The sequence below is a fragment of the Pseudoxanthomonas sp. LjRoot206 genome, from assembly GCF_056175725.1.
Window position 1 is genome coordinate 430,541 of the sequence record NZ_JBGFFI010000002.1, and the last position, 26,710, is coordinate 457,250.

Annotated in this window: 23 protein-coding genes; 15 read left to right on the forward strand and 8 right to left on the reverse strand. The window is 68.8% G+C overall.

The annotated features are described in order from the left end of the window. Positions 1-4: 4 nt before the first annotated feature. Complete coding sequence (locus AC04MD_RS06640; RefSeq protein ID WP_475496503.1) at positions 5-529, reverse strand: ECF-type sigma factor; 525 nt, start codon at positions 527-529, stop codon at positions 5-7. A gap of 189 nt (positions 530-718) precedes the next feature. Between AC04MD_RS06640 and AC04MD_RS06645 the strand changes: the two genes are divergently transcribed. The 10 genes from AC04MD_RS06645 to rarD all read left to right on the forward strand — a co-directional run bounded on the left by AC04MD_RS06645 (position 719) and on the right by rarD (position 13,759). Next, positions 719-1,327, forward strand: coding sequence for a DUF6445 family protein (locus AC04MD_RS06645; protein WP_475496504.1), 609 nt, complete (start codon positions 719-721; stop codon positions 1,325-1,327). 222 nt (positions 1,328-1,549) lie between these two features. Then, a complete protein-coding gene (locus tag AC04MD_RS06650; RefSeq protein ID WP_475496505.1) occupies positions 1,550-2,629 on the forward strand; it encodes a 3-deoxy-7-phosphoheptulonate synthase in 1,080 nt (359 codons plus the stop codon). Between the two features lie 102 nt (positions 2,630-2,731). Continuing rightward, positions 2,732-3,163 (forward strand): DUF2141 domain-containing protein, encoded by a 432-nt coding sequence (locus AC04MD_RS06655; RefSeq protein WP_475496506.1) that lies wholly within the window; start codon positions 2,732-2,734, stop codon positions 3,161-3,163. A gap of 10 nt (positions 3,164-3,173) precedes the next feature. Continuing rightward, positions 3,174-4,697 (forward strand): carotenoid oxygenase family protein, encoded by a 1,524-nt coding sequence (locus tag AC04MD_RS06660; RefSeq protein ID WP_475496507.1) that lies wholly within the window; start codon positions 3,174-3,176, stop codon positions 4,695-4,697. 37 nt (positions 4,698-4,734) lie between these two features. Beyond that, entirely contained in the window at positions 4,735-6,912 is a 2,178-nt protein-coding gene (locus AC04MD_RS06665) for an AsmA family protein (RefSeq protein WP_475496508.1), read from the forward strand. Positions 6,913-7,384: 472 nt separating this feature from the next. Then, the gene (gene lipA, locus AC04MD_RS06670) at positions 7,385-8,401 is read left to right on the forward strand and encodes a lipoyl synthase (protein WP_475496509.1); all 1,017 of its coding nucleotides are present in this window, start codon (positions 7,385-7,387) and stop codon (positions 8,399-8,401) included. A gap of 211 nt (positions 8,402-8,612) precedes the next feature. Continuing rightward, on the forward strand, positions 8,613-10,793 hold the full coding sequence (locus tag AC04MD_RS06675) for a carboxy terminal-processing peptidase (RefSeq protein WP_475496510.1): 2,181 nt from the start codon (positions 8,613-8,615) through the stop codon (positions 10,791-10,793). A gap of 157 nt (positions 10,794-10,950) precedes the next feature. Continuing rightward, positions 10,951-11,796 carry a methylated-DNA--[protein]-cysteine S-methyltransferase gene (locus AC04MD_RS06680; RefSeq protein WP_475496511.1) on the forward strand — a complete coding sequence of 282 codons (846 nt, stop codon included), beginning with the start codon at positions 10,951-10,953 and terminating at the stop codon, positions 11,794-11,796. A 137-nt stretch (positions 11,797-11,933) separates the two neighbouring features. Next, entirely contained in the window at positions 11,934-12,842 is a 909-nt protein-coding gene (yedA, locus tag AC04MD_RS06685; RefSeq protein WP_475496512.1) for a drug/metabolite exporter YedA, read from the forward strand. Then, complete coding sequence (gene rarD / locus AC04MD_RS06690; RefSeq protein ID WP_475496513.1) at positions 12,839-13,759, forward strand: EamA family transporter RarD; 921 nt, start codon at positions 12,839-12,841, stop codon at positions 13,757-13,759. Before yedA ends, rarD begins: the two co-directional genes overlap by 4 nt. 1 nt (position 13,760) lies before the next feature. Here rarD and AC04MD_RS06695 read toward each other — a convergent pair whose 3' ends face one another. The 3 genes from AC04MD_RS06695 to AC04MD_RS06705 form a co-directional block, all read right to left on the reverse strand. Then, a complete protein-coding gene (locus AC04MD_RS06695; RefSeq protein ID WP_475496514.1) occupies positions 13,761-14,348 on the reverse strand; it encodes a hypothetical protein in 588 nt (195 codons plus the stop codon). A gap of 8 nt (positions 14,349-14,356) precedes the next feature. Next, complete coding sequence (locus AC04MD_RS06700; RefSeq protein WP_475496515.1) at positions 14,357-16,564, reverse strand: xanthine dehydrogenase family protein molybdopterin-binding subunit; 2,208 nt, start codon at positions 16,562-16,564, stop codon at positions 14,357-14,359. A gap of 64 nt (positions 16,565-16,628) precedes the next feature. Then, positions 16,629-17,084: a (2Fe-2S)-binding protein gene (locus AC04MD_RS06705; RefSeq protein WP_475496516.1), complete on the reverse strand. Its 456-nt coding sequence runs from the start codon at positions 17,082-17,084 to the stop codon at positions 16,629-16,631. A gap of 171 nt (positions 17,085-17,255) precedes the next feature. Here AC04MD_RS06705 and AC04MD_RS06710 point away from each other — a divergent pair, with 171 nt between their 5' ends. Together AC04MD_RS06710 and AC04MD_RS06715 are read left to right on the forward strand one after the other, a co-directional pair. Beyond that, positions 17,256-18,215 (forward strand): XdhC family protein, encoded by a 960-nt coding sequence (locus AC04MD_RS06710; RefSeq protein ID WP_475496517.1) that lies wholly within the window; start codon positions 17,256-17,258, stop codon positions 18,213-18,215. Positions 18,216-18,235: 20 nt separating this feature from the next. After that, entirely contained in the window at positions 18,236-18,820 is a 585-nt protein-coding gene (locus AC04MD_RS06715; protein WP_475496518.1) for a nucleotidyltransferase family protein, read from the forward strand. Between the two features lie 43 nt (positions 18,821-18,863). On the opposite strand, the gene AC04MD_RS06720 is transcribed toward AC04MD_RS06715, so the two are convergent. The 4 genes from AC04MD_RS06720 to AC04MD_RS06735 form a co-directional block, all read right to left on the reverse strand. Beyond that, the gene (locus AC04MD_RS06720) at positions 18,864-20,174 is read right to left on the reverse strand and encodes an ABC transporter permease (protein ID WP_475496519.1); all 1,311 of its coding nucleotides are present in this window, start codon (positions 20,172-20,174) and stop codon (positions 18,864-18,866) included. 13 nt (positions 20,175-20,187) lie between these two features. Beyond that, positions 20,188-21,348 (reverse strand): ABC transporter permease, encoded by a 1,161-nt coding sequence (locus tag AC04MD_RS06725; protein ID WP_475496520.1) that lies wholly within the window; start codon positions 21,346-21,348, stop codon positions 20,188-20,190. A 12-nt stretch (positions 21,349-21,360) separates the two neighbouring features. Next, positions 21,361-22,053: an ABC transporter ATP-binding protein gene (locus AC04MD_RS06730; protein ID WP_475496521.1), complete on the reverse strand. Its 693-nt coding sequence runs from the start codon at positions 22,051-22,053 to the stop codon at positions 21,361-21,363. Positions 22,054-22,248: 195 nt separating this feature from the next. Continuing rightward, the gene (locus AC04MD_RS06735; RefSeq protein ID WP_475496522.1) at positions 22,249-23,493 is read right to left on the reverse strand and encodes an efflux RND transporter periplasmic adaptor subunit; all 1,245 of its coding nucleotides are present in this window, start codon (positions 23,491-23,493) and stop codon (positions 22,249-22,251) included. Between the two features lie 233 nt (positions 23,494-23,726). Here AC04MD_RS06735 and AC04MD_RS06740 point away from each other — a divergent pair, with 233 nt between their 5' ends. The 3 genes from AC04MD_RS06740 to AC04MD_RS06750 are packed head-to-tail and all read left to right on the forward strand — an operon-like array spanning position 23,727 to position 26,633. Next, the gene (locus AC04MD_RS06740) at positions 23,727-24,647 is read left to right on the forward strand and encodes an ABC transporter ATP-binding protein (protein WP_475496523.1); all 921 of its coding nucleotides are present in this window, start codon (positions 23,727-23,729) and stop codon (positions 24,645-24,647) included. Next, positions 24,647-25,405: an ABC transporter permease gene (locus tag AC04MD_RS06745; RefSeq protein WP_475496524.1), complete on the forward strand. Its 759-nt coding sequence runs from the start codon at positions 24,647-24,649 to the stop codon at positions 25,403-25,405. The genes AC04MD_RS06740 and AC04MD_RS06745 overlap by 1 nt, the downstream gene beginning before the upstream one ends. A 28-nt stretch (positions 25,406-25,433) precedes the next feature. Then, on the forward strand, positions 25,434-26,633 hold the full coding sequence (locus tag AC04MD_RS06750) for a sensor histidine kinase (RefSeq protein ID WP_475496525.1): 1,200 nt from the start codon (positions 25,434-25,436) through the stop codon (positions 26,631-26,633). The last annotated feature ends 77 nt before the right edge of the window (positions 26,634-26,710 follow it).

Consider the following 26,710-nt stretch of genomic DNA (forward strand, 5'->3'; position numbering starts at 1 on the left):
GCGCCTAGGCCGCCAGTTGCGCGCCGAGGAAGGCGCGGGCGTACTGCCAGTCCCGATAGACGGTGCGGACGCTGAGGTCGCACAGCTCGGCGATGTGTTCCAGCGGCAGGCCGGCGAAATAATGGAGCTCGACCACCTCCGCGGCACGCGCATCGTCCTGCGCCAGTCGCTGCAGCGCCTGGTCAAGTTCCAGCGCATGCAACGGATCGATGGTGGCCTGCCCGGCCAGCGTGTCGCGCAGGTCGGTGCGCCGCAGGTCGCCGCCGTGCTTCACGCGGACGCGTTCGCGTGCGCGGTCCACCAGCATGTGCCGCATGGCGCGCGCGGCGTAGGCGTAGAACTGGCGCACGTGCCCGAACTCGGGCTGCTGGTGGCTCATCCGCAGGTACAGCTCATGCACCAGCGCGGTGGTATCCAGCGTGGCGCCATCGCGCGGCAGGCGTTGCCTGTGCGCCAGCCGACGCAGCTCCTGGTAGACCTCGCCGAACAGATGATCCAGGGGGCGTGGCGTGGCGTCGTGCGTGGGCATGGACGGACCGGTCGTGGGGGAGGGCACGCCGTTTTGCGCGGGGTGCATGGCAGACCAACGCGCAAACGCCCGGGGACGGGTCAGCGCTTGTCGCAAGGCGTTCAGGGACAGGCCGAGGGCAGCGGTAGCAGTGGTTTCCACGGCTGCAACGTCTTGTAGGCCTACCGGCGGGCCGCTAGCCTGCACGCCATGCATACCTCGCTCATCATCGTCGACGATTTCCTCGGCCAGCAGGACGCGTGGTCGCTGCGCGAGGCCGCGTTGAAGCTGACCTATCCCGACCTGAAGGGCGCGTTCCCCGGCCGCAACTCGCTGGAACGCATCGACATGGAAGGCCTGCCGGAGATCGCCTCGCACCTCACCGGCGAACGCCTCAAGCCGATCAATCCGCTGCAGTCGCATGGCAAGTTCCGCATCACGCTGGCGTCGGACGTCGGCAGCGCGAAGGTGCACATCGACCAGGCCTACTGGTCGGGCATCCTCTATCTCAGCCGGCCGGAGGATTGCCGCGGCGGCACGGAGTTCTTCCGTCATCGTCCGTCGAACCGCGACCGCGCGCCGCTCAACGACGCGGAGCTCGCGGAGATGGGATTCTCCTCGCACGCGCAGATGCACCAGGAGATCATCGAGAAGCACAGCAACGACGACAGCATGTGGGAACCCACCATGCAGGTGCCGATGCGCTTCAACCGGCTGGTGCTGCTGCGCCCCTGGCTGTGGCATACCGCCGGTCCCGCGTTCGGCAGCACGATGGAAGACGGGCGGCTGGTCTACCTGATGTTCTTCACCGCCGCCTGATGCGTGGGTTTCCGTTGCCGATGAAACATTCGACAAGCACCGGCAGGCGTGGCCCAATGCCTCGCATGAATCCGCTCCGCACCCGCTATTGGTTTTGGTACGAAGGCTTTCCGATGCCGACGGCGGAAGCGAGGACGCGTTCATTCTAGGTAAGACCCCAGAAGAATCCCCTTGAAGCCGCCAGCGAACCTGGCGGCTTTTTTGTTGACCCGGAGAACCCCGATGGCCCCCCATACCGACGACCTGCGCATCCGCAAACTCGATGAGCTGGTCACGCCCGCTGCCGTGATCGGCGAGTTGCCTTGCGACGACGTAGTGTCGCAGACCGTGTCCGAGGCGCGCGGTGCGCTGCACGACATCCTGCACGGCCGCGACGACCGCCTGGTCGTGGTGATCGGGCCGTGCTCGATCCACGATCCCGCGTCGGCGATGGAGTACGCGCGCCGCCTGAAGCCGCTGCGCGATGCGCTGGCCGGCGAGCTGGAGATCGTCATGCGCGTGTACTTCGAGAAGCCGCGGACGACGGTCGGCTGGAAGGGGCTGATCAACGATCCGGCGCTGGACGGCAGTTTCGACATCAACCGCGGATTGCGGCTGGCGCGCGGACTGCTGCGCGACATCAATGCGCTCGGCCTGCCGGCAGGCTGCGAATACCTCGATACGATCTCGCCGCAGTACATCAGCGACCTGGTGGCGTGGGGCGCGATCGGCGCGCGTACCACCGAGAGCCAGGTGCACCGCGAAATGGCCAGCGGCCTGTCGTGCCCGGTCGGCTTCAAGAACGGCACCGACGGCAACGTCAAGATCGCGGTGGATGCGGTCGGCGCGGCCTCGCACCCGCATCATTTCCTGGCGGTGACGAAGGAGGGCCGTTCCGCCATCGCGGCGACCGCCGGCAATCCCGATTGCCACGTGATCCTGCGCGGCGGCAAGACGCCCAACTACGATGCCGCCAGCATCGACGCCGCCAGCCAGGTGCTGGTGAAGTCGGGACTGCCGGCGCGCCTGATGGTCGATGCCAGCCACGCCAACAGCGGCAAGAATCCGGACAACCAGCCTGCCGTGATCGACGACATCGCCACGCAGCTGGAAGCGGGCGAGCGACGCATCGTCGGCGTGATGGTGGAAAGCCATCTGGTCGGCGGGCGACAGGAGCTGGTGGACGGCCAGCCGCTCGCCTACGGGCAGAGCATCACCGACGGCTGCCTGGGCTGGGAGGCCTCGGTGCAGGTGCTGGAGCGTCTTGCCTCGGCCGTACGCGCGCGCCGGAAGCGTGGCGACGTGGTGGTGCAGGCGGCCTGAGCAGGAAGTGACTTCCGGCAGGTCGAAGAGATGACGGCTGGCAACTGACCCGGCTCGGGACGGCGGACGACACTGGCCGCACACCCGCCACCGGAGTCCGCCATGTCCCGTCCCAAACACTACGCGTTGCCGCTCGCCCTTGTGCTGGCCTGTTTCGGCGCCTTCCATGCGCAGGCCGCCGATCTCACCGTCACCCTGCACGATGTGCGCGCGCAGACCGGCCTGCTGAAGCTGGCCATTGTCGATTCGCAGGCTGGCTGGGACGGACAGGCGAAGCCGGTGAGCGCCGATGGCGCCGCGCCGCGGGGCGACGCCGCGACGTTCGTGTTCAAGGGCCTGGCGCCGGGCGCCTACGCCGTGCTGGTCACCCACGACGAGAACGGCAACGGCACGCTCGACAGCAACATGATCGGCATGCCGATCGAGGCCTACGGCTTCAGCAACAATCCCAACGTCATGCGCAAGCCGACCTGGGACGAGGCCCGGTTCGACATCGGTGCGCAGGATGCCGCCATCGACATCACCCTTCGCTGAGGGCGTCGCCATGGACCGCCGCCGCTTCCTGCGCACCCTGTTGTCCGGCGCCACCGCGCTGGCCGTCGCGCCCGCCTTGCTGCGTAGCGAACACGCGTTCGCCGGCGACCCCGCGCGCTTCGCCGCAGGCCTGCGCGAACAGCCATGGCTTGCCGGTTGGAAATCCGTGCAGTCGGAAACGCTGGGGCCGGCCACGGTGCAACTGGAAGGGCGGCTGCCGGCAGGCTTCGCCGGCACGCTGTACCGCAATGGTCCCGCATGGACGGAGCGCGACGGCTTCCGCTACGAGCACTGGTTCGACGGCGACGGCATGGTGCACGGCTGGCGCTTCAACGGCGACGGCACGCTGAGCCACCACGCGCGCATGGTCGCCACGCCCAAGTTCACCCGTGAGCAGAAGGCCGGGCGCTTCCTGTATCCGACGGCGGGCACGTCCATTCCCGACATGCAGCCGATCCGCAACAACGACGATGCGAACACGGCCAACACCTCGGTCACGATGATCAACGGCCGGCTGTTCGCGCTGTCCGAGGCAGGGTCCGCGTTCGAACTGGATCCGGATGCGTTGACCACGCTCGGTCCGGCGACCTGGCGTCCCGATCTGGCGGCGATCCCGTTCTCCGCGCATCCGCTGGTGGATCGCGACGGCTCGTCGTGGAACTTCGGCTCCATCTCGATGATGGGCGGCAACGGCCTGGTGGTGTGGCATATCGGCCGCGACGGCACGCTGGCGTCGGCGGACGTGCTGGAGACGCCTGTGCCGGGCTACCTGCACAGTTTCGCGATGACCGACCGATACCTGGTCTTCGCGCTGATCCCGTTCCGCTACATCGAAGGCAAGGGTGCGTTCTTCGAACGCCTGCGGTTCCAGCAGGATCAGCCGCTGCGCGTGGCCGTGGTCGACAAGGCCTCACCGTCGAAGGCGCAGTGGTTCGAGACGGACTTCGCGGCGATCTACCACTTCGGCGATGCGTCCGAGCGCGATGGGCGCATCACCGTGCGTGCCGTGCAGCATCTTGACCTGGAAGAGGCGCGCTCGCCGATGAAGGCGGCCATGAGCGGTGATGGCCACGGTGACGCGCACGGCGGCAAGGGTCCGTTGCGCGAGCTGGTGCTGGACCTGCGCAGGGGTCGGGCGCATTGGGAAGACACCGGCGTCGCCGGCATCGAGTTCCCCGTGTTCGACGCGCGCACGCCGTCACGCGACGCGGCGCGCCTGTATGCGCCGATCCATGCCGATGGGTCGACCGCGCCTTACTTCAGCCGCATCGGTGCATTCGACCTCGCGCGCGGCCGCCACCAGGTGCACGACTACGGACGCGACGTGCTGGTCGAGGAACACCTGTTCGTGCCGCGTCCGGGCAGCACGCGTCCCGACGATGGCTGGCTGGTCGGCACGCTGCTGGATGCAGCGAAGGGTCGCAGCGGCATCGCGGTGCTGGATGCGCCGCGCGTGGATGCGGGTCCGCTGGCGCAGGCGTGGCTGCCGTATACGGTGCCGCTCGGCTTCCACGGGCATTTTGCTGCGCGCTGATGCCCTCGGCCGGCGCCGGATGCGGCATCCTGTGCGGATGGAACGGACCTCCTTTCGCACGAATGCCCTGCGCTGGCTGACGCGGGGCCTGATCGCCCTGGCGGCGATGTATGCGCTGTACCTGCTCGCGGGCAACGTGTTCCTCAACACGGCGCTCGGCGAGCAGGCGGTGAACCGCAAGCCGGACCGCTTCCAGATGCACTGGGCGTCCGGCCATACCTGGTGGCCGGGACGCGTCAGCCTGCACGAGGTGACGATGCGCGGGCAGTCGCGGCGCATCGGCTGGGAGGCGCAGGCCCAACAGGTCGAAGGGCGCTTCGCGCTATGGCCGCTGTTGTCGCGGCGACTGCACGTGCCCGAGGTGCGGGCGCACGAGGTGCGCGGCGGCGTCCGCCGCGTGGACAAGGAGCTGCCGGCGCCGCCAGCGCAGGACGGCGGCTGGGAACTGCAGTTCGACCGCATCGCCAGCGACTCGATCCGGCGCGGTTACTTCGATGGGCTCGAACTGGTCGGCACGGGCCGCGGCGACGTCGGCTTCTACAAGCAACTGCGCGGCGGGCCGATGGAACTGATGCCCTCCACCGCCGGGTTCACGGGCGCGCGGCTGCTTCGCGACGGCCAGGAAGTGCTGCGCGACGCCACGCTGGACGCCCGCTTCGCGATCGACCGGCATCGCCGCGAGGACGCCGCCGGCCTCGACAAACTCCTGAAAACCACGCTGCATCTGGCGCTGGGCGGCCGCACCGCCGGCCTGAACGTGGCTGTGGGTCCGCGTGGCGATGTGGCAGTGACGCTGATGCCCGGCGAGGGCCGTGCCGACATCGACCTGGGGTTCGAACGTGGCGTGCTCACGCCCGGCGGCCGCATGAAATGGACAATGGCGGTGGGCGGCAACGACATCGCCGGTGCGGTGCGCCACGACATCCTCGGCATCGATGTGGCGGTGGACGAGGACATCGCACTGAAGGCGACCGTGCCGCCGCAGGCCGATGGCCGGCTGGCGGTCGACGCCGACCTGCGCCTGCGTGGCCGGCAGCTGCCGCTGCGCGACGTCGCCAGCCTGCTGCCGCGCGCGTCCGGCCATGTCGTCGGCGTCTGGCACTTCGATTCGCTGCGCTGGCTGTCGGATCTGTTCCCGCAGGCGCCGTGGCTGAAACTCGATGGCGCCGGCTCGGTCAATGCCGATGTGCAGGTGGTGGACGGCCAGTTGGCGGCCGGCAGTCGCATCGCGGTGCCGGAAGTCGATGCGGTGGCCGAGATGATGGGCAACCGCATCCGCGGCCGCGCGCGCGCCGACATCCGGCTGGATGCGGGCAAGGACGGGGCGCTGGTGCCGCGGCTGCAGGCGACGATGGACCGTTTCGACGTGGCGTCGCTGAAGACGCCCGGCACGCCGTATGTGCAGGGACGTCACCTGGCGCTGTCGATCAACGCCGATGGCCCGCTGGTGCAGCTGCGCGATGCGCTGCAGGCGAGGGTGGTGTTCAAGGACGCCCGCGTCCCCGACCTGCGCGTCTACAACCCATTCCTGCCGCGCCGGCACATGCGCTTCGACGGCGGTGCCGGCGTGCTCAGCGGCGACCTGTCGCTGGATGCGGCGGGCGAGGTGGGACGCGGGACCGTCCGCATCGCCGGCCGTGGCACCCGCATGCATCTGGCCGGCGTGCAGCTGCGCGGGGATATCGACCTCGACTTGAAGCTGCGCCGCGCCGACCTGAAGCGGCGCCTGTTCGTCGCCGACGGCAGCACGGTGCAGGTGCGCAATGTCGGCTTCAGCGAACCCGGCGGCGAGTCGCGTCGCGGCTGGTGGGCGCGGGTGACGCTGGATCGGGCGCGGCTGGACGTCGATCGTCCGATCAGCGCCGGTGGCGGGGCGGACGTGACGATGAAGGACGTCGGCTTCCTGCTGGCGCTGTTCTCCCGCCAGAAGGAGTACCCCGCCTGGGTCTACCGGCTGGTCGATGCCGGCCAGGCGCAGGTGCGGGGCCGCGTGCAGTGGCGGGACGACGTGCTCGTGCTCGACCGGATGCAGGCGCACAACGACCGCTACGACATGATGGCGCGGCTGCGACTGCAGGGTGCCCAGCGGCAGGGCGATCTCTACGCCCGCTGGCGCGCATTGAGCGTCGGCATGGAGGTCCAGGGAAGCCAGCGCAAACTGCACCTGGTCCGCGCCAAGGCCTGGTATGACGGGCGGCCCCACTACCTCAAATAGCGGCATGGCGAGCACATTTGCGCCAGAACGGTGCGGCGGCCCTGTTCAGGTAAACAGAATGAAGAACGTAATTTCGATTCTGACGAGCGGCACGGAAATTGGTCTGATATCGGTAACAAGCAGCAATGGTGCGGGTTTTGCTCGCATTCATATTCGTGACATCACATCGACGACCGCTGAACCGTCCGGTTCTGTTTTGCAGTGCAGCGTGCAACACCTGTAACCCACCCTTCACGATGGCCCCGCATCCCGACGTGGGGGAGGGAGCAAGCCCGCAATAGCCTAGCTGTTGCGGGCTTTTTTATTCCTGCGCCGCAGGAATAAAAACCCAAGGTCCGCTGCGCGAACCTCGGGCCCCGAGCAGCGCCGCCACACCCCGCGGCTTCGCCGCTCCCCCTGACTCAGGGGGCTGCGCACCAGCCGGGGCCCGGGCAGCCGAGGGCAACCAAGCGAAAGCGGCTAGAATTGCGGCATGGCCGATACTCCCGCACGCGTGATTCCCCTTCAGGTCGTCAGTTCCGGGCCCGTCCCGCTCGAAACGGGCGCCAAGCAGCTCGGTGGCGACAAGATCGGGCGCTCGCCCGTGCAGTTCGCCGATGCCCCGGTGCTGCGCAAGCCGTCGTGGATCCGCGTGCGCATCCCCTCCGACGGCTCGGTCGCCAAGCTCAAGGCCAAGCTGCGCGAGAACCGCCTGGTCACGGTGTGCGAAGAGGCCAGCTGCCCGAACATCCACGAGTGTTTCGGCCACGGCACCGCCACCTTCATGATCCTCGGCGAGGTCTGTACGCGGCGCTGCTCGTTCTGCGACGTCGCCCACGGCCGGCCCAAGCCGCCGGATGCTTCCGAACCGCTGAGCCTGGCGAACACCGTGGCCGACATGGGCCTGAAGTACGTCGTGGTGACCAGCGTCGACCGCGACGACCTGCGCGACGGCGGTGCGCAGCATTTCGTCGACTGCATCGCCGCCATCCGCGAGCATTCGCCGGCCACGCGCATCGAGATCCTGACGCCCGATTTCCGCGGCAAGGGCCGCATGGACCGCGCGCTGGAGATCCTGGCGATCAACCCGCCGGACGTGTTCAACCACAACATCGAGACCGTGCCGGAGCTGTACACCAACGTCCGCCCCGGCGCCGATTACCAGTGGTCACTGACCCTGCTGCAGCGCTTCAAGCAACAGCATCCGCACCTGCCCACCAAGTCCGGGATCATGCTGGGCCTGGGCGAGACCATGGAGCAGGTGCAGGGCACGCTGCGCGACCTGCGCGCGCACGACGTCGACATGGTCACCATCGGCCAGTACCTGCAGCCCACCCCGCACCACCACCCGGTGCTGCGCTACTGGACGCCGGACGAGTTCAAGGCGCTGGAGGAATACGGCATGGCGCTGGGCTTCAGCCACGTCGCCTCCGGCCCGCTGGTGCGTTCCTCGTACCACGCCGACCAGCAGGCCGCGCAGGCGGCATTCACGGCCCGCCACGCGGGCTGAACCGCATCGTCGAGCGTTCGCGCCGGCCGACGCCGGCGGGGTCGCGGTGTCCGTCTCCCGGCTGCGGCACGGCCACGGTTCACCTTTCCCTACACCGTGGCCCTTAGGCTGCCGATAGACAGATGACAAGGCGCGCAACTTTGTGCACTGTCCTTCTGTCGAATCCGCAATCCGTTCCAGCCTGACGGGCCCTCGGGGCCATGAGTACGCAATGACACTGAAGAAAGCCCCCCTCCTGCTGTTGGCCCTGGCCCTGTCGACCCCGCTGGCGCTGCTCGCGCGCGGCGACGGCGAGGCGATCGCGGTGGCGCCTACCGCCGACCAGGCCAACACGTCCAAGCTGGTCTACGGTCTGCTGTCGGACAGCCGATACGCGTACCGCCCGCGCCCGCTGGACGACGCGCTCTCGCAGCAGATCTTCAAGCGCTATTTCGAAGCGCTCGACGGCGGCAAGCAGTTCTTCACCGCGGCGGACGTGGAACGCTTTTCCCCGTACAAGACCAAGCTGGACGATGCGATCCGCTCGGGCGACCTCGCCCCGGCGTACGAGATCTTCACCGTCTACAAGCAGCGCGTCGGCCAGCGCGTGGCGTATGCGCGCGCGCTGCTGAAGCAGGACTTCGATTTCGCCGGCGATGAGCGCTGGGAATACGACCGCGAAGACGCGCCGTGGGCCGCCGACGGCAAGGCGCTGGACGCGATCTGGAAGAAGTCGGTGATGAACGACTGGCTGCGCCTGAAGCTGGCCGGCAAGAAGCCCGACGACATCCGCAAGACGCTGGACAAGCGCTACGCCAACCTGCAGCGCAGCATCAACGAGCTGAAGACCGAGGATGTCTTCCAGACCTTCCTCAATGCCTACACCAGCGCGATCGATCCGCACACCGATTACTTCACGCCGCGCACCGCCGAGAACTTCAACCAGTCGATGTCGCTGTCGCTGGAAGGCATCGGCGCCGTGCTGCAGCGCCAGGACGACCTGGTAGCGATCCGCGAGATCGTGCCGGGCGGCCCGGCCGACCTGAGCGGCAAGCTGAAGGTCGGCGACCGCATCGTCGCGGTCGGCCAGGGCAAGTCCGGGCCGATGACCGATGTGATCGGCTGGCGCATCGACGACGTGGTCGCGCAGATACGCGGCAAGAAGGACACCCAGGTCCGCATCGAGTACATCCCGGTCGAGGCCGGCATCGACGGCAAGCATGCGCAGATCACCATCGTCCGCCAGAAGATCAAGCTGGAAGAGCAAGCCGCCAAGTCCGAGATCATCTCGCTGCCCGCCAATGCCGGCGAACCGGCGCGCCGCATCGGCGTGATCAAGCTGCCCGCGTTCTACCAGGACTTCGAAGGCCGTCGTCGCAACCCGAACGACTTCAATTCCGCCACCCGCGACATCGCCAAGCTGCTCGCCCAGTTCAAGACGCAGAACGTGGACGGCGTGGTGATGGACCTGCGCAACAACGGCGGCGGTTCGCTGGACGAGGCCGTGCAGCTGACCGGCCTGTTCATCGACAAGGGCCCCGTCGTGCAGCAGCGCGAGTCCGGTGGCCGCGTGCAGGTGTATAGCGACACCGTCGCCGGCGTGGCGTGGGACGGTCCGCTGGCGGTGCTGATCAACCGCGCCTCGGCGTCGGCCTCGGAAATCTTCGCAGGCGCCATCCAGGATTACGGCCGCGGCCTTGTGATCGGCGAGACCAGCTTCGGCAAGGGCACCGTGCAGAACATGGCGGACCTCGACCGCTGGCCGGCCAACGAAGCCCCGCGCTTCGGCTCGGTGAAGCTGACCATCGCGCAGTTCTTCCGCGTGGCCGGCGGCAGCACCCAGCACAAGGGCGTGGTGCCGGACATCGCGTTCCCGGTCAGCGTCGACGCCACCGAGTACGGCGAGAGCACCTACGACAACGCGCTGCCGTGGACGCGCATCGCCGCCGTGCCGCATACGCAATACGGCAACTTCGCGCCGCTGCTGCCGAAGCTGGAAGCGCTGCATGCGGCGCGCTCGTCCCAGGACAAGGAATTCCAGTGGTGGTCCGAAGACGTGGCGCAGTTCCGTGCCGAGGCCGCCAAGAAGTACGTCTCGCTCAACGAAGTCGAGCGCCGCGCCGAGCGTGACCGTCAGGACACGCAGCGCAAGCAGCGTCAGGCCGAGCGCAAGGCGCTGGGACTGGCTCTGGACCCGCTGGCCGAAGATCTGGCCGACGACGGCCTGGGCGCGTCCGAGCGCGACATCGTGAAGGACGCGCAGCGCGAGAAGCTCGCCGACAAGCGTCCGGATCCGCTGCTGCGCGAGTCCGCGGCCATCCTGTCCGACGCCATCGGCATCCTCGGCCAGGACCGCAAGCTGTCGGCGCAGGTGCTGCCCGATTCGCCGGGTCCGGGCCGCTGGGCCCAGTGATTGCTCCTGTAGGAGGGGCTTTAGCCCCGATGCTCTTCGACCAGAGTCTCATGGTCTTGAAGGTGCGGTCGGGGCTGAAGCCCCTCCTACAGAAATTGAGCGCAAGATCCGGATAGCCCGACCGCTGCGCGCGCCCTAGTCTGGGCGCATGGACACCATGCCGCGCCGACCGCTCTCCACGTCTTCCGCCATCTCCACCGATCCGCTGGAGCTGGCACGCCGCCTGCTCGACCAGGGCGAACCCTCGCTGTCGGAGCTGGCCTCGCGCACCGGCCTCAGCGCCTCGCATCTGCAGCGCCGCTTCCGCGCCCGCTTCGGCCTGAGTCCGGCCGAATACCTGGCCCGCAAGAAGCTGGGCACGTTGAAGAGTGCGCTGCGCGAAGGGCGCGACGTCACCACCGCGCTGTACGACGCCGGCTATGGCTCGCCGTCGCGCCTGTACGAGCAGGGCGCCGCCAAGCTCGGCATGACGCCCGCCATCTATCGCGCCGGCGGCCGCGGCGTGGCGATCCGCTGGACGCTGGTCGACACCGTGCTCGGCCGTACGCTGGTGGCCGCCACCGAGCGCGGCATCTGCGCAGTCGAACTGGGTGACGACGACGCGGTGCTGGAGCAGCGGCTGCGCGAAGAATTTCCGCTGGCACAGCTCGAGCGTGTCGAAGCCGGACGCGACGACTTCCTCGCGCCACGCCTGCGTGCGGTGGCGGAGCGCTTGGCCGGTGGCGAGGCCGAGGTGCCGGTGGACCTGCTCGGCACCGGCTTCCAGCAGCGCGTCTGGGATGCGCTGATGAAGATCCCGGCCGGTGAGACGGTCAGCTATGCCGGTCTGGCGCAATCGCTGGGCGCTCCGCGCGCGGCACGGGCCGTGGCCAGCGCCTGCGCGCACAACCGCATCGCGGTGGTCGTGCCCTGCCATCGCGTGATCCGCGGCGACGGTTCGCTTGGCGGCTATCGCTGGGGACTGCCGCGCAAGCAACAACTGCTGGCACGCGAACAGGCCTGAGTCTGCCCGCGTCCGACTTGAACGGGATTCAAGGCGGGCCGGAAAGGTTTCAAGCGCCGCACAGCTGCCCCGCCATCCCGCATGCGGGCCGCTGGCCTAGAATGCACGCACGCCGTCTGCTTCCCCCGCGAGCCCCCATGACTTCGCCCGTTTCCGCCGCCGCGCCCGCGCGTGGCGGCCTTGCCGTCGCTGCCGCCCTCGCCATCGTCTACGTGGTCTGGGGTTCGACCTACCTCGGGATCCGCTTCGCGCTCGAAGGCGGGTTTCCGCCGTTGCTGATGGTATCGGGCAGCCGCTTCGTGGTGGCCGGGCTGGTGATGTTCCTGTTCCTGCTGTGGCGCGGCGTGGCGCCGCCGACGCGGGCGCAGTGGAAGAACCTGCTGGTGATGGGCGCGCTGCTGTTGCTGATGGGCAACGGCATGGTGGTGCTGGCCGAACAGACGGTGTCGTCCGGCCTGGCCGCGGTGGCGGTGGCGTCGATGCCGTTGTGGATGGGCCTGTTCGGCGCGATGCGCGGGCAGCATCCGACGCGCGGCGAATGGCTCGGCATCATCGTCGGTTTCGCGGGCGTGGTATGGCTCAACGCGGGCAGCTCGCTCACCGGTTCGCCGGTCGGCCTGGTGCTGTTGCTGATCGCACCGATCGCGTGGGCCTACGGCTCGGTGTGGTCGCGCGGGCGCGACCTGCCGTCGCCGTTCATGACGGCGGCGGCGCAGATGCTGGCCGCGGGCGTGATGCTGGTGATCGCCGGCCTGCTGCATGGCGATCGCTTCAACACGGCGGACTGGACGCTCAACGGCGCGCTGGCGGTGGCCTACCTGGCGGTGTTCGGTTCGATCATCGCGTTCACCGCCTACGTGTGGCTGCTGCACCATGCGCGCCCGGTGCTGGTCGGCAGCTACGCCTACGTCAATCCGGTCATCGCGGTGGCGCTGGGCGCCTTCATCGCCGGCGAAACCTTCACCCCGCATGACCTCGGTGCGATGGCGGTGATCCTGGCTGGCGTCGTGGTCATCACGCTGGCGCGTGCGCGGCAATCGAAATGAGCGCATCGCCGATCGACCGCAAGGGGCTGGCGATCACCGCCGGCACCTTCCTGATCTGGGGCGTGGTGCCGTTGTACTGGCACCTGCTGAAGGCCGTGCCCTCGTTCCACATCATCGCGCACCGCATCGTCTGGAGCGCGGTGCTGGTCATCGGCTGGCTGTTGATCAAGAACGGAGGCAACTGGTGGCGGCAGGTGCGTGCGCAACCGCGCGCGTTGCCGTGGCTGGGCGTCAGCAGCCTGCTGATCGCGTTCAACTGGGGCCTGTACATCTGGGCGGTGAACGCCGGGCACGTGGTGGAAACCAGCCTGGGCTATTTCATCAATCCGCTGATCAACGTGGTGCTGGGCGTGCTGGTGCTGCGCGAGCGCCTGACGCCCGCGCAGTGGGTCGCGGTGGGCTTCGCGCTGGCCGGCGTGGCGTGGCTGACGTTGCAGGCGGGCTCGCCGCCGTGGATCGCGCTGGGCCTGGCGTTCTCGTTCGCGCTGTACGGCCTGGTGCGCAAGCTGGTCGCGGTGGATCCGGTGGCCGGCCTCGGCGTCGAAAGCCTGTATCTGTTCCTCCCCGCGCTGGCCTATGTGGTCTGGGGCGAGTTCGGCCACGGCGGCGGCTTCGTCAGCGGCTTCGGCTGGAAGAACGACCTGCTGCTGGTGTTCGGCGGCGTGGTCACAGCAGTGCCGCTGATCGGCTTCGCCTACGGCGTGCGCCGCATTCCGTTGTCGGTGGTCGGCCTGCTGCAATACATCGCGCCGAGCATCCAACTGCTGATCGGCGTGCTGGTGTTCAAGGAAGCGTTCGGCATCGAGCGCGCGATCGGCTTCGCCGCCATCTGGACCGGCCTGCTGATCTTCGCCAGCGATGGCATGTGGCGCGCGCGTCGCCGCGATGCGGTCGCGGCGACCGCGCCCGGACGCTGAGTCAGCCGGACGTTTTCGCCGCCGGTGCGGGGCAGGGGCCGCCAGCGTCCTTCCACGTCTTGAAGGCGGCGACGAACTGGTCGTGCGGCACCGGCACCGGTGCGCGTTCGCCACCAGGGTTCCAGCCCCACAGCACCAGCTTGTCCTCGGCCACGTGCTTGAGCAGTGCGTCGAAATCGCGGCCGCCGTTGCGCTGCTTGTCCTGGATCATCTCGCACAGCTGGTCGGCGGGCAGCCCGATCCACGCCATCTTGTGGTCCGGTGGTGGCAGCTGCCAGTGCGGCGCGCCGGGTGGCGCGTGCGGGCCGTAGCTCGCCGGCGCGTTCTGTTCCGCATGGCAGGTGGAACAGGGCAGGCCGGGCGCGCCCTTGCCCTCCGGTCCGCGCGCGACGTTCATCGCATGCGGCGTCTGCGTATCGAACTGCAGCGGCGCGTCGCCTGGGATATGGCAGTTGCTGCAGCGTGGATGCTGGAACACCTGCTCCACCGTCGCGAACGCGGTCAGCGCCTGCGCCCTCTGTTCCTCGCTGATGCGGGGCTTGCAGGCCACCAGCAGGAGGACGGTCAACGACATCATCAGGATGCGCATGGCGGGCCTCAGGCGACGGGTTCGGTGGAAGCAGGAGTGGAGGACGCGGCTGTCGGCAGGCGCAGCGGCAGTTCGCGCAACCGTTGTCCGGTCAGCTTGAACACCGCATTCGCCACCGCTGGCGCGATCGGCGGTGTGCCGGGCTCACCGACGCCGCCCATCTTCTCGGTGCTCGGCACGATGTGGACCTCGACCTTCGGCATCTCGTGCAGGCGCAGGACGCGGTAGTCGTGGTAGTTCGACTCCTGCACCTGGCCTTCCTTCAGCGTCAGCGCGCCGTGCAGCGCCGCGCCGAGGCCGAACACGATGCCGGATTCCATCTGCGCCTCGACGGCGCCCGGATTCACCGCCACGCCGCAGTCGATCGCGCAGACCACGCGATGCACGCGGATCTGGCCGTCCTCTACCGAGACCTCGGCCACCTGTGCGACATAGCTGCCGAACGATTCGTGCACGGCGACACCGCGCGCGCGACCCTGCGGTGCGGGCGTGGTCCAGCCTGATTTTTCCGCGACGAGGTTCAATGCCGCTAGGTGGCGCGGATGATCCTTCAGCAGGGTGCGGCGGTACTCCACCGGATCCTTGCCGGCGGCATGCGCCAGTTCGTCCACCAGGCTTTCCATGACGAAGCCGTTGACGCTGTGGCCCACCGAGCGCCACCACAGCACCGGGATGCCGGTCCTGGGCGAATGCAGGTCGACGCGATGCGCGGGCGTGCCGAGCACGTAGGGCGAATCGGCGACGCCTTCAGTCGAAGTGGCGTCGATGCCGTTCTTCACCATCATCGCTTCCATGAAGGTGCCGGCCATGATCGACTGGCCCACCATCACCTGATGCCATGCGACCGGCAGGCCGTCCTCGCCCAGGCCGACCTTGACCCTCTCGACGAAGGCCGAGCGGTAGTAACCGCCGCGCGTATCGTCCTCGCGCGTCCACACCGTCTTGACCGGCGCCTTCGCCGCCCTGGCCACTTCCACCGCCTCGGACACCACGTCCGAGGTGGGCGTGGCGCGACGACCGAAGCCGCCGCCGAGGAATGGCGTGTGGATGCGCACCTTCTCCGGCGGGATGCCGAGGATCTTCGCGGCGCTGTTCTGGTCCAGCGTCGGGAATTGCGTGCCGCACCAGATGTCGCACTCGCCATTCTCGATCTTGACGGTGCAGTTCAGCGGTTCCATCGCGGCATGGGCGAGATAGGGCACGGCGTACTCGGCATCGACGGTCTTCGCGGCCTTGCTCAAGGCGGCGATGACGTCGCCCGCGCGTGCGGCGGTCGGACCGTCCTCCGTCGCCAGCTGCGAGAACTGCTGCCGCAACGCCACGCTGTCGAGCTTGGCGCCGTCGCCGGCTTCCCACACGACCTGCAGCGCGTCGCGACCGAGTTTCGCCGCCCAGAAGTGATCCGCCACCACGGCGACGCCGCTGGGGACCTGCACCACATCGCGCACGCCGGCGACGGCGCGTGCCGCCGTGGCGTCGAACGACTTCACCTTGCCGCCGAACACCGGCGAGCGCAGCACCACCGCGGTCAACAGGCCATCGAACTGGACGTCCATGCCGAACTTGGCCTTGCCGGTGATCTTCTCCGGCGTGTCCAGGCGCTTGGTCGCCTTGCCGATCAGCTTCCAGTCCTTGGGGTCGCGCAGCGTCAGCGACTCCAGCGCGGGCGGCGTCTGCTTGCCGGCGTCGTCGGCCAGTTCGCCATAGCGCAGTCGTGTGCTGCCCGATACGACGGCGCCGTTCTCGGTACGCAGCTGGTCGACGGGCACGTCGAGTCGCGCGGCGGCGGCCTGGAGCAGCATCGCGCGGGCGGTCGCGCCAGCCTGCCGGTAGCGGTCGAACTCGGACCACGTGGTCGTCGAGCCGCCGGTGCCCTGCATCCCGAATACCGGACTGGTGTAGGCCTTGTCCGCCGGGCCGTGCTCGACGCGGATCTTCGACCAGTCGGCGTCGAGTTCTTCGGCGATCAGCATCGGCAGCGTGGTCCAGATGCCCTGGCCCATCTCGGCATGCGCGAGCAGCACGGTGATCGAGTCGTCGGCGGCGATACGCAGGAAGGCGTTGGGCACGAACGCGGGCGCCGCGGCGGCCTGCGCTTCCTGCGCCCAGGCGAAGCGGCGCGCACCGGGCACGGCGATGGCGACGACGAGGCCGCCACCGACCAGCGCGGTGGAGCGCAGGAAACCGCGGCGCGAGGATTTCAGTTGAAGGTTCACGGACACGACCTCCGTCGACCATCGGATCGGAGCCACGGCAGTGCATGCCGCGGCGGTGTGGGATTCAGGCTTTGCCCAGCTCGGCCGCGCGGTGCACGGCGGCGCGGATGCGCTGGTAGGTGCCGCAGCGGCAGAGGTTGCCGGACAGCGCATGGTCGATGTCGCTGTCGGTCGGTGCCGGCACCACCGCCAGCAGCGCGGCCGCCGACATGATCTGGCCGGACTGGCAGTACCCGCACTGCACGACGTCCAGTTCCGCCCATGCCTTCTGCACGGGATGCGAACCGTCGGCGGACAGGCCTTCGATGGTGGTGATCTTCTTGCCGGCGACCGCGGAGGCCGGCGTGACGCAGGCACGCAATGGCGAGCCATCGACGTGCACGGTGCAGGCGCCGCATTGCGCGATGCCGCAGCCGAACTTGGTTCCGGTGAGGCCCATCAGGTCACGCAGGACCCAGAGCAGCGGCATGTCGTCGGTCGCGTCGACGTCGCGCTCCGATCCATTGACGTTCAACTTCATGGTGTCTCCCTGGCGGCGGCGTGGGACCGGTCGACGATACTCCGTGCCCGCGTGGGCTGCCAGTGAAAACGCGCGCCGCTGCTTGCACGATCCTGCGGAAACCTTGCCCGATGCCCCGGGCGGCATCGGGGGCGTTGCCTTCGGCCCTGCGCTTGCGCCATCTTGGTGCGCATGTCGGTCCATCGCCACCCGCTGGAAGTGTCCGCGCGCGCCAGCCAGGCCGGCGACGGCAGCGCGCTGGTCGTGGTCGTCGCCACGGAAGGATCGACCTACGTGCGGCAGGGCGCGATGGCGGTGTTCGCGGCGGACGATACGCAGACCGGCTGGCTGAGCGGCGGTTGCCTGGAACCCGAGATCGCGCGGCGCGCACGACACGCAGTGGCCGCCGGGTATCTCGACGCGATGGAGATCGACACGCGCGACGACGAGGATCTGCTTGCCGGTTCCGCGGTGGGGTGTCGCGGACGGCTGCACCTCGCGTTGCTGCCACTCGATCGCCTCCCCGGCTGGTCGCAGGTAGTGAAGGCATGGTGGCAGGGCGCGGGTCCGCTGTCGCTGCGGCTGACCGCCGACGGTGCGGTGTCCGCGCGCGCTGGCGATATCGAGCGGGCATGGTCGCTGCCCGTGTCGGCATCCGCGACGGCAGACATCGCTGGCGAAGCGACGGTGTCGCCGCCGCCGCGCGTGGCGATCTTCGGCGCGGGCCCCGAAACCCGGATGGTGGTGGTGTGGCTGCGCCAGCTCGGCTGGCACGTCACCGTGGTGGAGCGGCGCGCGCGCTGGATTCCGGACGATGAACTGGCGGATGACTGGCAGATACTGTCCCCGGAGGAAGCGCTGCAGGTGTTGCATCCTTCGCCCGATGCCGCGCTGGTGATGCACCACCATTTCGAACACGACCGCGAAGCGCTGGAAGTCCTGGCGGCAACGACGATCCCCTTCATCGGCCTGCTGGGTCCGGTACGGCGGCGCGAGGATCTGCTGCGGGTGATTCCGGCTTCGCTGCATGCAGCGTTGCTGTCGCGTCTGCGCTCGCCCATCGGCTTGAAGCTGGGTGGGCAGGGGGCGGAAGCGATTGCGCTGAGCATCGCCGCGCAACTGCAGGCCTGGCATCACGGCGAGGCGGCATGATCGCAACGCACGCGGCGGTGGTGCTGGCAGCCGGCGGCAGTACGCGGTTGGGGAGGCCGAAACAGTTGTTGACGCGTGATGGTGAAACGCTGGTCCATCGCGCCGCGCGGCTCGCGCTGGCCTCCGGTGCGTCGCGCGTGCTGGTCATCGTGGGTGCGCATGCGGATGACGTCGTGGCAGCCGTGCGCGACCTGCCCGTGACGTGCCTGGTCAATTCGCAATGGCGCACGGGTCTGGCAGGGAGCGTGCGCGTCGCCGCGGAGGCACTCGCCACGCATGCGGATGCGACGCTGTTCCTCACCTGTGATCAACCCGCCCTGGAGGTCGCCCAGCTCCTGGCGCTGCTGGATGCGTCCCGCCGAGCGCCATCGGGTTCCGCGGCGACGCGTTTTGGCAATCGCGTCGGCATTCCCGCCGTCGTCGCAGCGACGATGTTGCGTGCTGCACTGGCCGTGCAGGGAGATCGGGGATTGCGTGATGTGCTGAATGCCGCGGATGCCGGCGTCATCGCCTGCGATGCGCCGGATCTCGGTGTCGACATCGATACGCCGGATGACATCGGTGCGGCCATCGCAAAGGGATGGCTGGACCCGCCAACACCCTGAGGCGACGAGGGTGCCGGCATGCGCCGGCACCCTTTGCCATCGCTCAGATCGCGCGCAAGGCCTGCGTGATCGGCAAGCGCGCGGCACGCAGTGCCGGGAACAGGCCGCCGACCAAGCCGATGCCCAGCGCCCACTTCAGCCCGCTCCACAGCAGTTCCGGCGTGACCTTGAACTGGAACACCACCTGGCTGAAATTGCTGCCCAGCGTCGCCACGCTGTAACCGTTGAACACCGCCCAGGCGATCAGGCCGCCGAGCACGCCGCCGAGCAGCGCCAGCAGCATCGTCTCCAGCATAACCGCCATCACCACCGGCAGGCCACGGAAGCCGATCGCCCGCATGGTGGCGATCTCGCGCGCACGGCCGGCGACGGCCGCATACATGGTGTTGAGCGCGCCGAACACCGCGCCGATCGCCATGATGGTGCCGATCACCGTGCCGAGCACCTTGATGAGCGTGTTCAAGCCGGTCGACTGCTTGGTGTAGTAGTCGCGCGTGGTCAGCACGTCCAGCTTCAGGCGCGGATCGTTCTCCATCGCCTGTTTGAACTGGTCGAAGCCCGCCTTGCCTTCGGTGCGCACGGTGACCGACTGGTAGGCGCGGCGGTCGTAGGCGGACGACAGCGTATCGATGTCGGTCCACAGCTCCGAGTCGTGCGCATCGCCGGAGGCGAACACGCCGACCACCGTCCACTCCTGGTTGCCCAGCTTCAGCGTCTTGCCGACGTCGAGCCCACGGTACTGGCCCTTCGCACCCTGGCCGACGACGATCTCGCGCACACCGACGTTGAACTTGCGGCCCTCGGTCAGCTTCACCTGCGGACGGATCGCCCACGCGGCTTCGCTCACGCCGCGGAACTGCGCGTTGGCGTCCTCGCCGGTGCTGGCGGTCGGCAGGTTGACGATCTGCGACAGCTCCGGCGACAGCAGCGCGCGGCCGTCCTTGCCCTTGGCGACGCCGGCCAGCGTGGAGATCAGCGGCACCTGGTCGCGGCTGATGACCGAGTTGGTTTCCGCCTGCGAACCGCCGCGCAGCACGATGGCGGTGTCCTCGCTGCCGGTCTGCTTGAGCGTGGCCGAAAAGCCTTCGCCCATCGCCAGCATCGCCACCAGCACGCCGACCACGCCGGCGATGCCGACCACGATCACCGACGACGCGCCCCAGCGCTGCGGCAGGCTGGCGATGCCGATCTTCGCCGCTTCCAGCGACAGCCGCCCGCTGCGGGTGAGGAACAGCCACAGCACCAGCGCCACGGCGATGCCGAGCACCGCGAACCACGGCAGCACGATCCACACGCCCAGGCCGACGACCAGCAGCACGATGGAGATGAGATTGCCCAACCATTGCTTCTTCATGTCATGTCTCCTGTCAGCGGCCGGCCAGTGCATCGACGATCTTCAACCGCATCGCGCGCGTGGCAGGCAATGCGCCGACGATCAATCCGATCGCGACCATCAGTCCCAGGCCCACGGCCCATGTCTGCGCCGGGATGGTCGGCAACGCGATCATGCCGTTGCTGGCGCCGCTGACCACGGGGATGAGCGCCGAGGCGATCGCCATGCCCAGCACGCCGCCCAGCACGATCAGCAGCACCGACTCCACCAGCACCAACACCAGCACCGTGCCGTTGGTGAAGCCCAGCGTCTTCAGCACGGCGAGCTCGGGGACGCGCTCGCGCACCGCCTGCGCCATGGTGTTGCCGGTCAGCAGCAGCAGGGTGAAGAACACCGCTGCCATGATCGCGGTGACGATCAGGCCGATGTCGGCGAACTGCTTGGCGAAGGACTGGTTGAACGCCTGCTCGGTCTGGGTCTTGGTCTCGTGCGAAGAATTGGCCGAGATCGCGTCGATGGCGTTGGCCACGCGGGTGGCGTGGTTCACGTTGTCCAGCTTCACCATGTACCAGCCGATCTGGCCGTTGACGTACTGGTTGGCCTCGTCGAAGTACTTCCAGTGGAACAGCAGCTGGTTCTCCTCGCCCTTGCGCTTGCTGTCGGCGAGCTTGAACGTGCCGCGCAGCGTCAGCGGCCAGGCGTTGCTGCCGTCCTTCTGCGGGAAGATCGTCGCCTGCAACGGGATGGTGTCGCCGACCTTCCAGCCGAAACGCTTGGCCAGGTTCTCGCCGACGATGGCGCCGGTGCGGTCGGCTTCCCAGGCCTTCAGTTGCGCGGGATCGATGATGTATTCCGGGTACATCTCCATGTAGCCGGGGCCGACCGAGAAGTTGGGGAAGAAGTTCTTCGGGTCCTTGTAGATGCCGCCGAACCACGCGGCGTAGGCGCTCTTCTTCACGCCCGGCGTCGCGTCGATGCGGGCCGACAGGCTGTACGGCAGCATCTGCGTGATCGACAGCCGCGAGGCCACGACCAGGCGGTCCGCGCCGGCCACGCTGCCGCCGGAGTTGAACGCCACGCGCACCGAGTCCAGCAGGCCGAACAGCAGGAAGGCCGCCACCACCGAGAGCAGGGTCAGCAGCGTCCGCGTCTTGCTGCGGAACAGCGCCGACCATATCAGCGAGAAATATTTCATGGCCGCCTCCGGTCAGTGCGCGCCGGCCGGAGCATCGGCCAGTTCGCCCTTGTCCAGGTGGATGGTGTGGGTGGCGTAGTCGGCCGCCTTCGGATCGTGCGTGACCATGATGATGGTCTTGCCGTGTTCCTTGTTGAGCATCTGCAGCAGGTTGAGGATGTCCTCGGCGGACTGGCGGTCGAGGTCGCCGGTCGGTTCGTCGCAGATCAGGAAGGTCGGATCGGACACGATGGCGCGCGCGATGGCCACGCGCTGCTGCTGGCCACCGGAGAGTTCGTTCGGACGATGCGACTTGCGGTCGGCCAGGCCGACCAGCTGCAGCGCGATTTCTGCGTTGCGCTTGCGTTGCGCGCTGCCGAGCTTGGTCAGCAACAGCGGCAGTTCGACATTGCGCTGCGCGGTGAGCGTGGGCATCAGGTTGTAGAACTGGAATACGAAGCCGACATGCGAGCTGCGCCAGTGCGCGAGCTGGCCGTCGTTCATCTGGTCGATGCGCTGGCCCTCGATCTCGATCTCGCCGCCGCTGGGCGTGTCCAGGCCGCCGATCAGGTTGAGCAGCGTGGTCTTGCCGGAGCCGGACGGGCCCATCAGCGCGACGAAGTCGCCGTGCGGGATGTCCAGGTCGATGCCGTGCAGCACCTGCACCTTCTCGGGGCCGCGCTGGTAGGTCTTGGTGAGGTTGCGGATGGAAACCAGGGAAGACATCGGCAAGGTCCTTGTTGGAGGCGGAAAGGCGAACGGCGATGCTGCGGTTCGAACAGGGCGGAAGCTGTCCTCGATGGACACGGTCCGTCCGTCAGGACGACGGATGGCGTCGTCCGGGATCGACACGCGCCGGTGGGGCGGCGCGGATATTCCGGTGATTCGCCGCGCGAGGAAGATCCTCACGCGATGGATCGGTTACTCGGCGTCTTCGGCCAGCACGACCTTGGCGCCGTCCTTCAGTTCGGCCGGTGGATCGAGCACCACCGTCTCGCCGGCTTGCAGCCCGTCGGTGACGTGGACGTCGTCGCCTAGCTTGCCGGCGACCTTCAGGCCGCGCTGCTGCACGGTGTCGTCGTCGCCGACCACGAAGGCCATCTGCGCGCCGTCGCGCTCGACCACGCCGGCGCCGGGCACGCGCACGCCCTTGGGCTGTTCGGCCTGCTGCGGCTTGGCGGCTTCCAGGAAGCTTACGCGTACGCCCATGTCCGGCACGATGCGCGGATCCTTCACGCTCAGCGCCACGCGCACCTTGACGGTGGCCTTGCTGCGGTCGGCGGTGGGAATGATGGCGATGACCTCGCCCGGGATCTGCCAGTCGGGATAGGCGTTGAGCGTGGCCTGGATCGGCATCTTCGGCTGCACGCGGCCGATGAAGGATTCATTGACCTCCACTTCCACTTCCAGCGACTCCATGTCGACGATGGTGCCGATACCGGTGCGGGTAAAGCCGCCGCCGGCCGACAGCGGCGAGACGATCTCGCCCGGCTGCGCGGCCTTGGCGATCACCACGCCGGCGAACGGCGCGCGCACGATGGTGTTGTCCAGGCCGATGTCGGCGATCTTCAGGCGATCGGCGGCGGTGCGCTCGTTACGCTGGGAGGTCTGCAGCTGCGCACGCAGCAGGTCGCGCTGGGCGACCGCCTGGTCGTACTGCGCCTTCGACACCAGTTGCTGCGCGACCAGCGACGACAGCCGGCGCGCGTTCGCCTCGGCTTCCACCAGCTGCGCCTGCACACCGGCCGTCTGGCTGCGCGCGGCCTGCAGTTGGCTCTGCGACAGGGCGCGGTCGGCGTCGGCGTCGATCGGCTCCAGCCGTGCCAGCACCTGACCGGCCTCGACCCGCATGCCTTCCTCGATCAGCACTTCCTGCACCTTGCCGGTGACCTTGGCCGACACCGTCGCCATGCGGCGGGCGACGACATAGCCGGACGCATCCAGCACCGAGGCGGCGGCACCGCCACCGCCCAGCGCGACCGTCGGCGCGGTGCGGACTTCCAGCGGCTTCTCGCGACCGAGCACGGCCCAGCCGGCGACGGCCAGCGCCAGTAGCGCGACCACGACGCCCAGCGTGATCCACAGGCCGCGGCGCGACGGCGGAGCCGGCGGCGGCGCCTTGCGGTCGATACGGAGTTCCTTCAGCAGGTCGGCAGACGTATTCATGCGTATCCAGACGGTGAATGCGGGAAAGTGTGACCAGCAAGGGTAACGGAAGCCTAGTTGCCGGAAGTCACTTCCTGCCGGCGTGGTCGGCCGACGCCTTCCACGGGGCGCATCCTGGGCCAGCGGCTGTCCGCATCCCAGTGACACCTGTCACCTGATTCGCCTGAGGGCCCGCACTCATCACACGCTCCGCGGGCGCGCAGGATGGCCGCACCCTCCGACGAGACCGTCGCATGAACGTGGCAAGCCTCACCTCCGCACCGCTGGCCCGCCTGCGCGGCGTGCGCCACCACTACGGCAAGACCCTGGCGCTGGACGGCCTGGACCTGGCGTTGCCGGCCGGGCAGGTGCTGGCCCTGCTGGGTCCCAACGGCGCCGGCAAGAGCACCGCGATCAGCCTGCTGCTGGGCCTGCAGCGCGCCGACGCCGGCACGGCCGAGCTGTTCGGCCTGCCGCCGCAGTCGCTGGAGGCGCGTCGCCGCGCCGGGGTGATGCTGCAGGCGGCCGCGGTGCCGGACACGCTGAAGGTGGGCGAGCTGATCGACCTGACCCGCGCCTACTACCCGCAGCCGCGCAGCGTGGCGGACCTGGTCGCGCTGGCCGGGCTCGATGGCCTGATGGCGCGCCGTTACGGCCAGCTGTCCGGCGGCCAGCAGCGGCGCGTGCAGTTCGCACTGGCGGTCTGCGGCCGGCCCGACCTGCTGTTCCTCGACGAGCCCACCACCGGCCTCGACATCGACGCACGGCAGACCCTGTGGAAGGCGATCCGCGAACTGCGCGGGCAGGGCTGCGCGGTACTGCTGACCACGCACTACCTGGAGGAGGCCGAGGCGCTGGCCGACCGCGTGGTGGTGGTAAACCACGGACGGGTGGTGGCGGAAGGGACCGTCGCGCAGATCCGTGCGCACGTGGCGCAGCGGCGCATCCGCTGCATCAGCGCGCTGCCGGTGGAGCGCGTGCAGGGATGGCCGGGCGTGCAGTGGGTGCAGCGCGATGGCGCGCGCCTGGAGATCGTCGCCGACGCCGCCGAAGCCATCGTGCGTCGCCTGCTGGCCGAGGACGCCGCGCTGACCGACCTGGAGGTGCAGCGCGCCGGCCTGGCCGACGCCTTCCTCGCCCTCACCCGTGACGCCGCCGACCAGGAAGCCGCCTGATGGACACGATCGCTGCCGTTCCGTTCTCTTCCCGTCGCGCCTACCTGCTGGAAGCGCGCTACGAATTCCTGCGCCTGCTGCGCACGCCCTCGTTCTCGCTGCCATGCCTGCTGTTCCCGCCGGTGTTCTACCTGCTGTTCGGCGTGCTGCTGGGCGGCAAGGGCGGGCCTGCCGCCGCTTCGTACATGCTCGCCGGCTACAGCGTGTTCGGCGTGATGGGCGTGGCGCTGTTCGGCTTCGGCGTGACCGTCGCGATGGATCGCGAGCAGGGCCTGCTGACCCTGAAGCGCGCGCAGCCGATGCCGCCGGGCGCCTACCTCGTCGCCAAGATGGCGATGGCGGCGCTGTTCGCCGCGATCATCCTGGCGCTGCTCGCCGTGCTGGCGGTCGGCGTGGCCGGCGTGCGCCTGTCGGCGCTGCAATGGCTGGCGCTGTCGGCGACCTGCCTGGTCGGCGTGCTGCCCTTCAGCGCGTTCGGCCTGTGGCTGGGGACCCTGGTGGGCGGGCGCGGCGCGCCGGCGCTGATCAACCTGGTCTACCTCCCGATGGCGTTCCTGTCAGGCCTGTGGGTGCCGCTGGGCATGCTGCCCTCGTTCCTGCAGTCGGTGGCACCGGCATGGCCCGCGTATCATCTGGCGCAGATCGCACAGAAGGTGGTCGGCGTGGATGCGGGTCGTCCGCTGCTGCTGCATGTCGCCGTGCTGGTGGCGATCACGTCCGCGTTCTTCCTGCTGGCGCGCCGCCGGCTGGTGCAGTGACCGGCGCTGCCGGCGCAAGGAGTCGTCGATGAACCTGCCTGCTTCTCCCCTGATGCGCTCGCTCACGCAACTGCGTGACCGCCTCGTTCCCGAAGCGCTCGGCCTCGGCTGGATGCCGATCCTGCTGCTGGGCTACCTGGTGTTCCTGTTCGTGCCGGTGCTGGTGCCGTCCAACGCGGACTGGGGCCAGAACGTGCGCTGGTACCTGTGGCCGACGCTGCTGTCGATCGCGGTGTTCCTGCCGATGTATTTCGTCGCGTATCGCGGCAGCGCGATGGCGCGCGTGCTGTGCACGATCGGGATCGCCGCGCTGGGCTACGGACTGATGCGGTTCAACGCGTTCTCCAACACCTACGTCATCTACGCGGCCGCCTTCGCCGCGCTGCTGCCGGGGTCCGTATGGACGCGCCTCGGTGTCCTGGCGTCGCTGCTGGTTGCCTACTGCGGCATGGCCGCATGGCTCGCCTTCCCGGTCTTCGTGCCGGCGGTCACCGCGATCGTGTCGGTGGCGGTCTTCACCGGCAACTACTTCCAGGCCGAGACGGTACGCAAGCGTGCCGAACTGAAGCTGTCGCACGATGAAGTCCGTCGCCTTGCCGCGCTGGCCGAACGCGAACGCATCGGCCGCGACCTGCACGACCTGCTCGGCCACACGCTGTCGCTGGTGGCATTGAAGTCCGATCTCGCCGGTCGCCTGATCGAGCGCGACCCGCAGGCGGCGCGCAATGAGATCAACGAAGTCAGCCGTATCGCCCGCGATGCGCTGGCGCAGGTGCGCCGCGCGGTGACCGGTATCCGCGCCGCCGGGCTGGCCGCGGAACTGGCATCGGCCAAGCTGCTGCTGGAGTCCGACGGCATCACGCTGCGCTACGAGGCGCAGGAAGTGGTCGTGCCGCCCGATCTGGAAACCGTGCTGGCGCTGGCCCTGCGCGAAGCGGTCACCAACATCCAGCGCCATGCGCGCGCCACCCTCGCGGAGGTGGTGCTCACGTCGACGGAGGAGCACGTGCGGCTGCGCATCCGCGACAACGGCGTCGGCAGCGCCGCCGTACCCGGCAACGGGCTGGCCGGCATGCGCGAGCGCGTCGAGTCGCGTGGGGGCCGCCTGCGCATCGATTCCACGCTGCGGCAGGGCACCTGCGTGGAGATCGTGCTGCCGCTGCCGTCGCGGGATAATGAGCCGTCACGCGCCGCGACGCACGACGAAGGCACTGTAGGAGCGACGTAAGTCGCGACCGCACGGTTTCGGTTCCGACGAAGGCGAGCGAAGCGGTGCCACCGGATGCACGCGAACACACCCTCTTT

Bases quoted from the DNA above. Each gene is read 5' to 3' on its own strand.
- AC04MD_RS06735 (WP_475496522.1), bottom strand. From the start codon at position 23,493: ATGAATACGTCTGCCGACCTGCTGAAGGAACTCCGTATCGACCGCAAG.
- AC04MD_RS06705 (WP_475496516.1), bottom strand. From the start codon at position 17,084: ATGAAGTTGAACGTCAATGGATCGGAGCGCGACGTCGACGCGACCGAC.
- AC04MD_RS06665 (WP_475496508.1), top strand. From the start codon at position 4,735: ATGGAACGGACCTCCTTTCGCACGAATGCCCTGCGCTGGCTGACGCGG.
- AC04MD_RS06640 (WP_475496503.1), bottom strand. From the start codon at position 529: ATGCCCACGCACGACGCCACGCCACGCCCCCTGGATCATCTGTTCGGC.
- AC04MD_RS06675 (WP_475496510.1), top strand. From the start codon at position 8,613: ATGACACTGAAGAAAGCCCCCCTCCTGCTGTTGGCCCTGGCCCTGTCG.
- rarD (WP_475496513.1), top strand. From the start codon at position 12,839: ATGAGCGCATCGCCGATCGACCGCAAGGGGCTGGCGATCACCGCCGGC.
- AC04MD_RS06660 (WP_475496507.1), top strand. From the start codon at position 3,174: ATGGACCGCCGCCGCTTCCTGCGCACCCTGTTGTCCGGCGCCACCGCG.
- AC04MD_RS06750 (WP_475496525.1), top strand. From the start codon at position 25,434: ATGAACCTGCCTGCTTCTCCCCTGATGCGCTCGCTCACGCAACTGCGT.
- AC04MD_RS06650 (WP_475496505.1), top strand. From the start codon at position 1,550: ATGGCCCCCCATACCGACGACCTGCGCATCCGCAAACTCGATGAGCTG.
- AC04MD_RS06645 (WP_475496504.1), top strand. From the start codon at position 719: ATGCATACCTCGCTCATCATCGTCGACGATTTCCTCGGCCAGCAGGAC.
- AC04MD_RS06680 (WP_475496511.1), top strand. From the start codon at position 10,951: ATGCCGCGCCGACCGCTCTCCACGTCTTCCGCCATCTCCACCGATCCG.
- AC04MD_RS06695 (WP_475496514.1), bottom strand. From the start codon at position 14,348: ATGCGCATCCTGATGATGTCGTTGACCGTCCTCCTGCTGGTGGCCTGC.
- AC04MD_RS06740 (WP_475496523.1), top strand. From the start codon at position 23,727: ATGAACGTGGCAAGCCTCACCTCCGCACCGCTGGCCCGCCTGCGCGGC.
- AC04MD_RS06730 (WP_475496521.1), bottom strand. From the start codon at position 22,053: ATGTCTTCCCTGGTTTCCATCCGCAACCTCACCAAGACCTACCAGCGC.
- AC04MD_RS06720 (WP_475496519.1), bottom strand. From the start codon at position 20,174: ATGAAGAAGCAATGGTTGGGCAATCTCATCTCCATCGTGCTGCTGGTC.
- yedA (WP_475496512.1), top strand. From the start codon at position 11,934: ATGACTTCGCCCGTTTCCGCCGCCGCGCCCGCGCGTGGCGGCCTTGCC.
- AC04MD_RS06725 (WP_475496520.1), bottom strand. From the start codon at position 21,348: ATGAAATATTTCTCGCTGATATGGTCGGCGCTGTTCCGCAGCAAGACG.
- lipA (WP_475496509.1), top strand. From the start codon at position 7,385: ATGGCCGATACTCCCGCACGCGTGATTCCCCTTCAGGTCGTCAGTTCC.
- AC04MD_RS06655 (WP_475496506.1), top strand. From the start codon at position 2,732: ATGTCCCGTCCCAAACACTACGCGTTGCCGCTCGCCCTTGTGCTGGCC.
- AC04MD_RS06710 (WP_475496517.1), top strand. From the start codon at position 17,256: ATGTCGGTCCATCGCCACCCGCTGGAAGTGTCCGCGCGCGCCAGCCAG.
- AC04MD_RS06745 (WP_475496524.1), top strand. From the start codon at position 24,647: ATGGACACGATCGCTGCCGTTCCGTTCTCTTCCCGTCGCGCCTACCTG.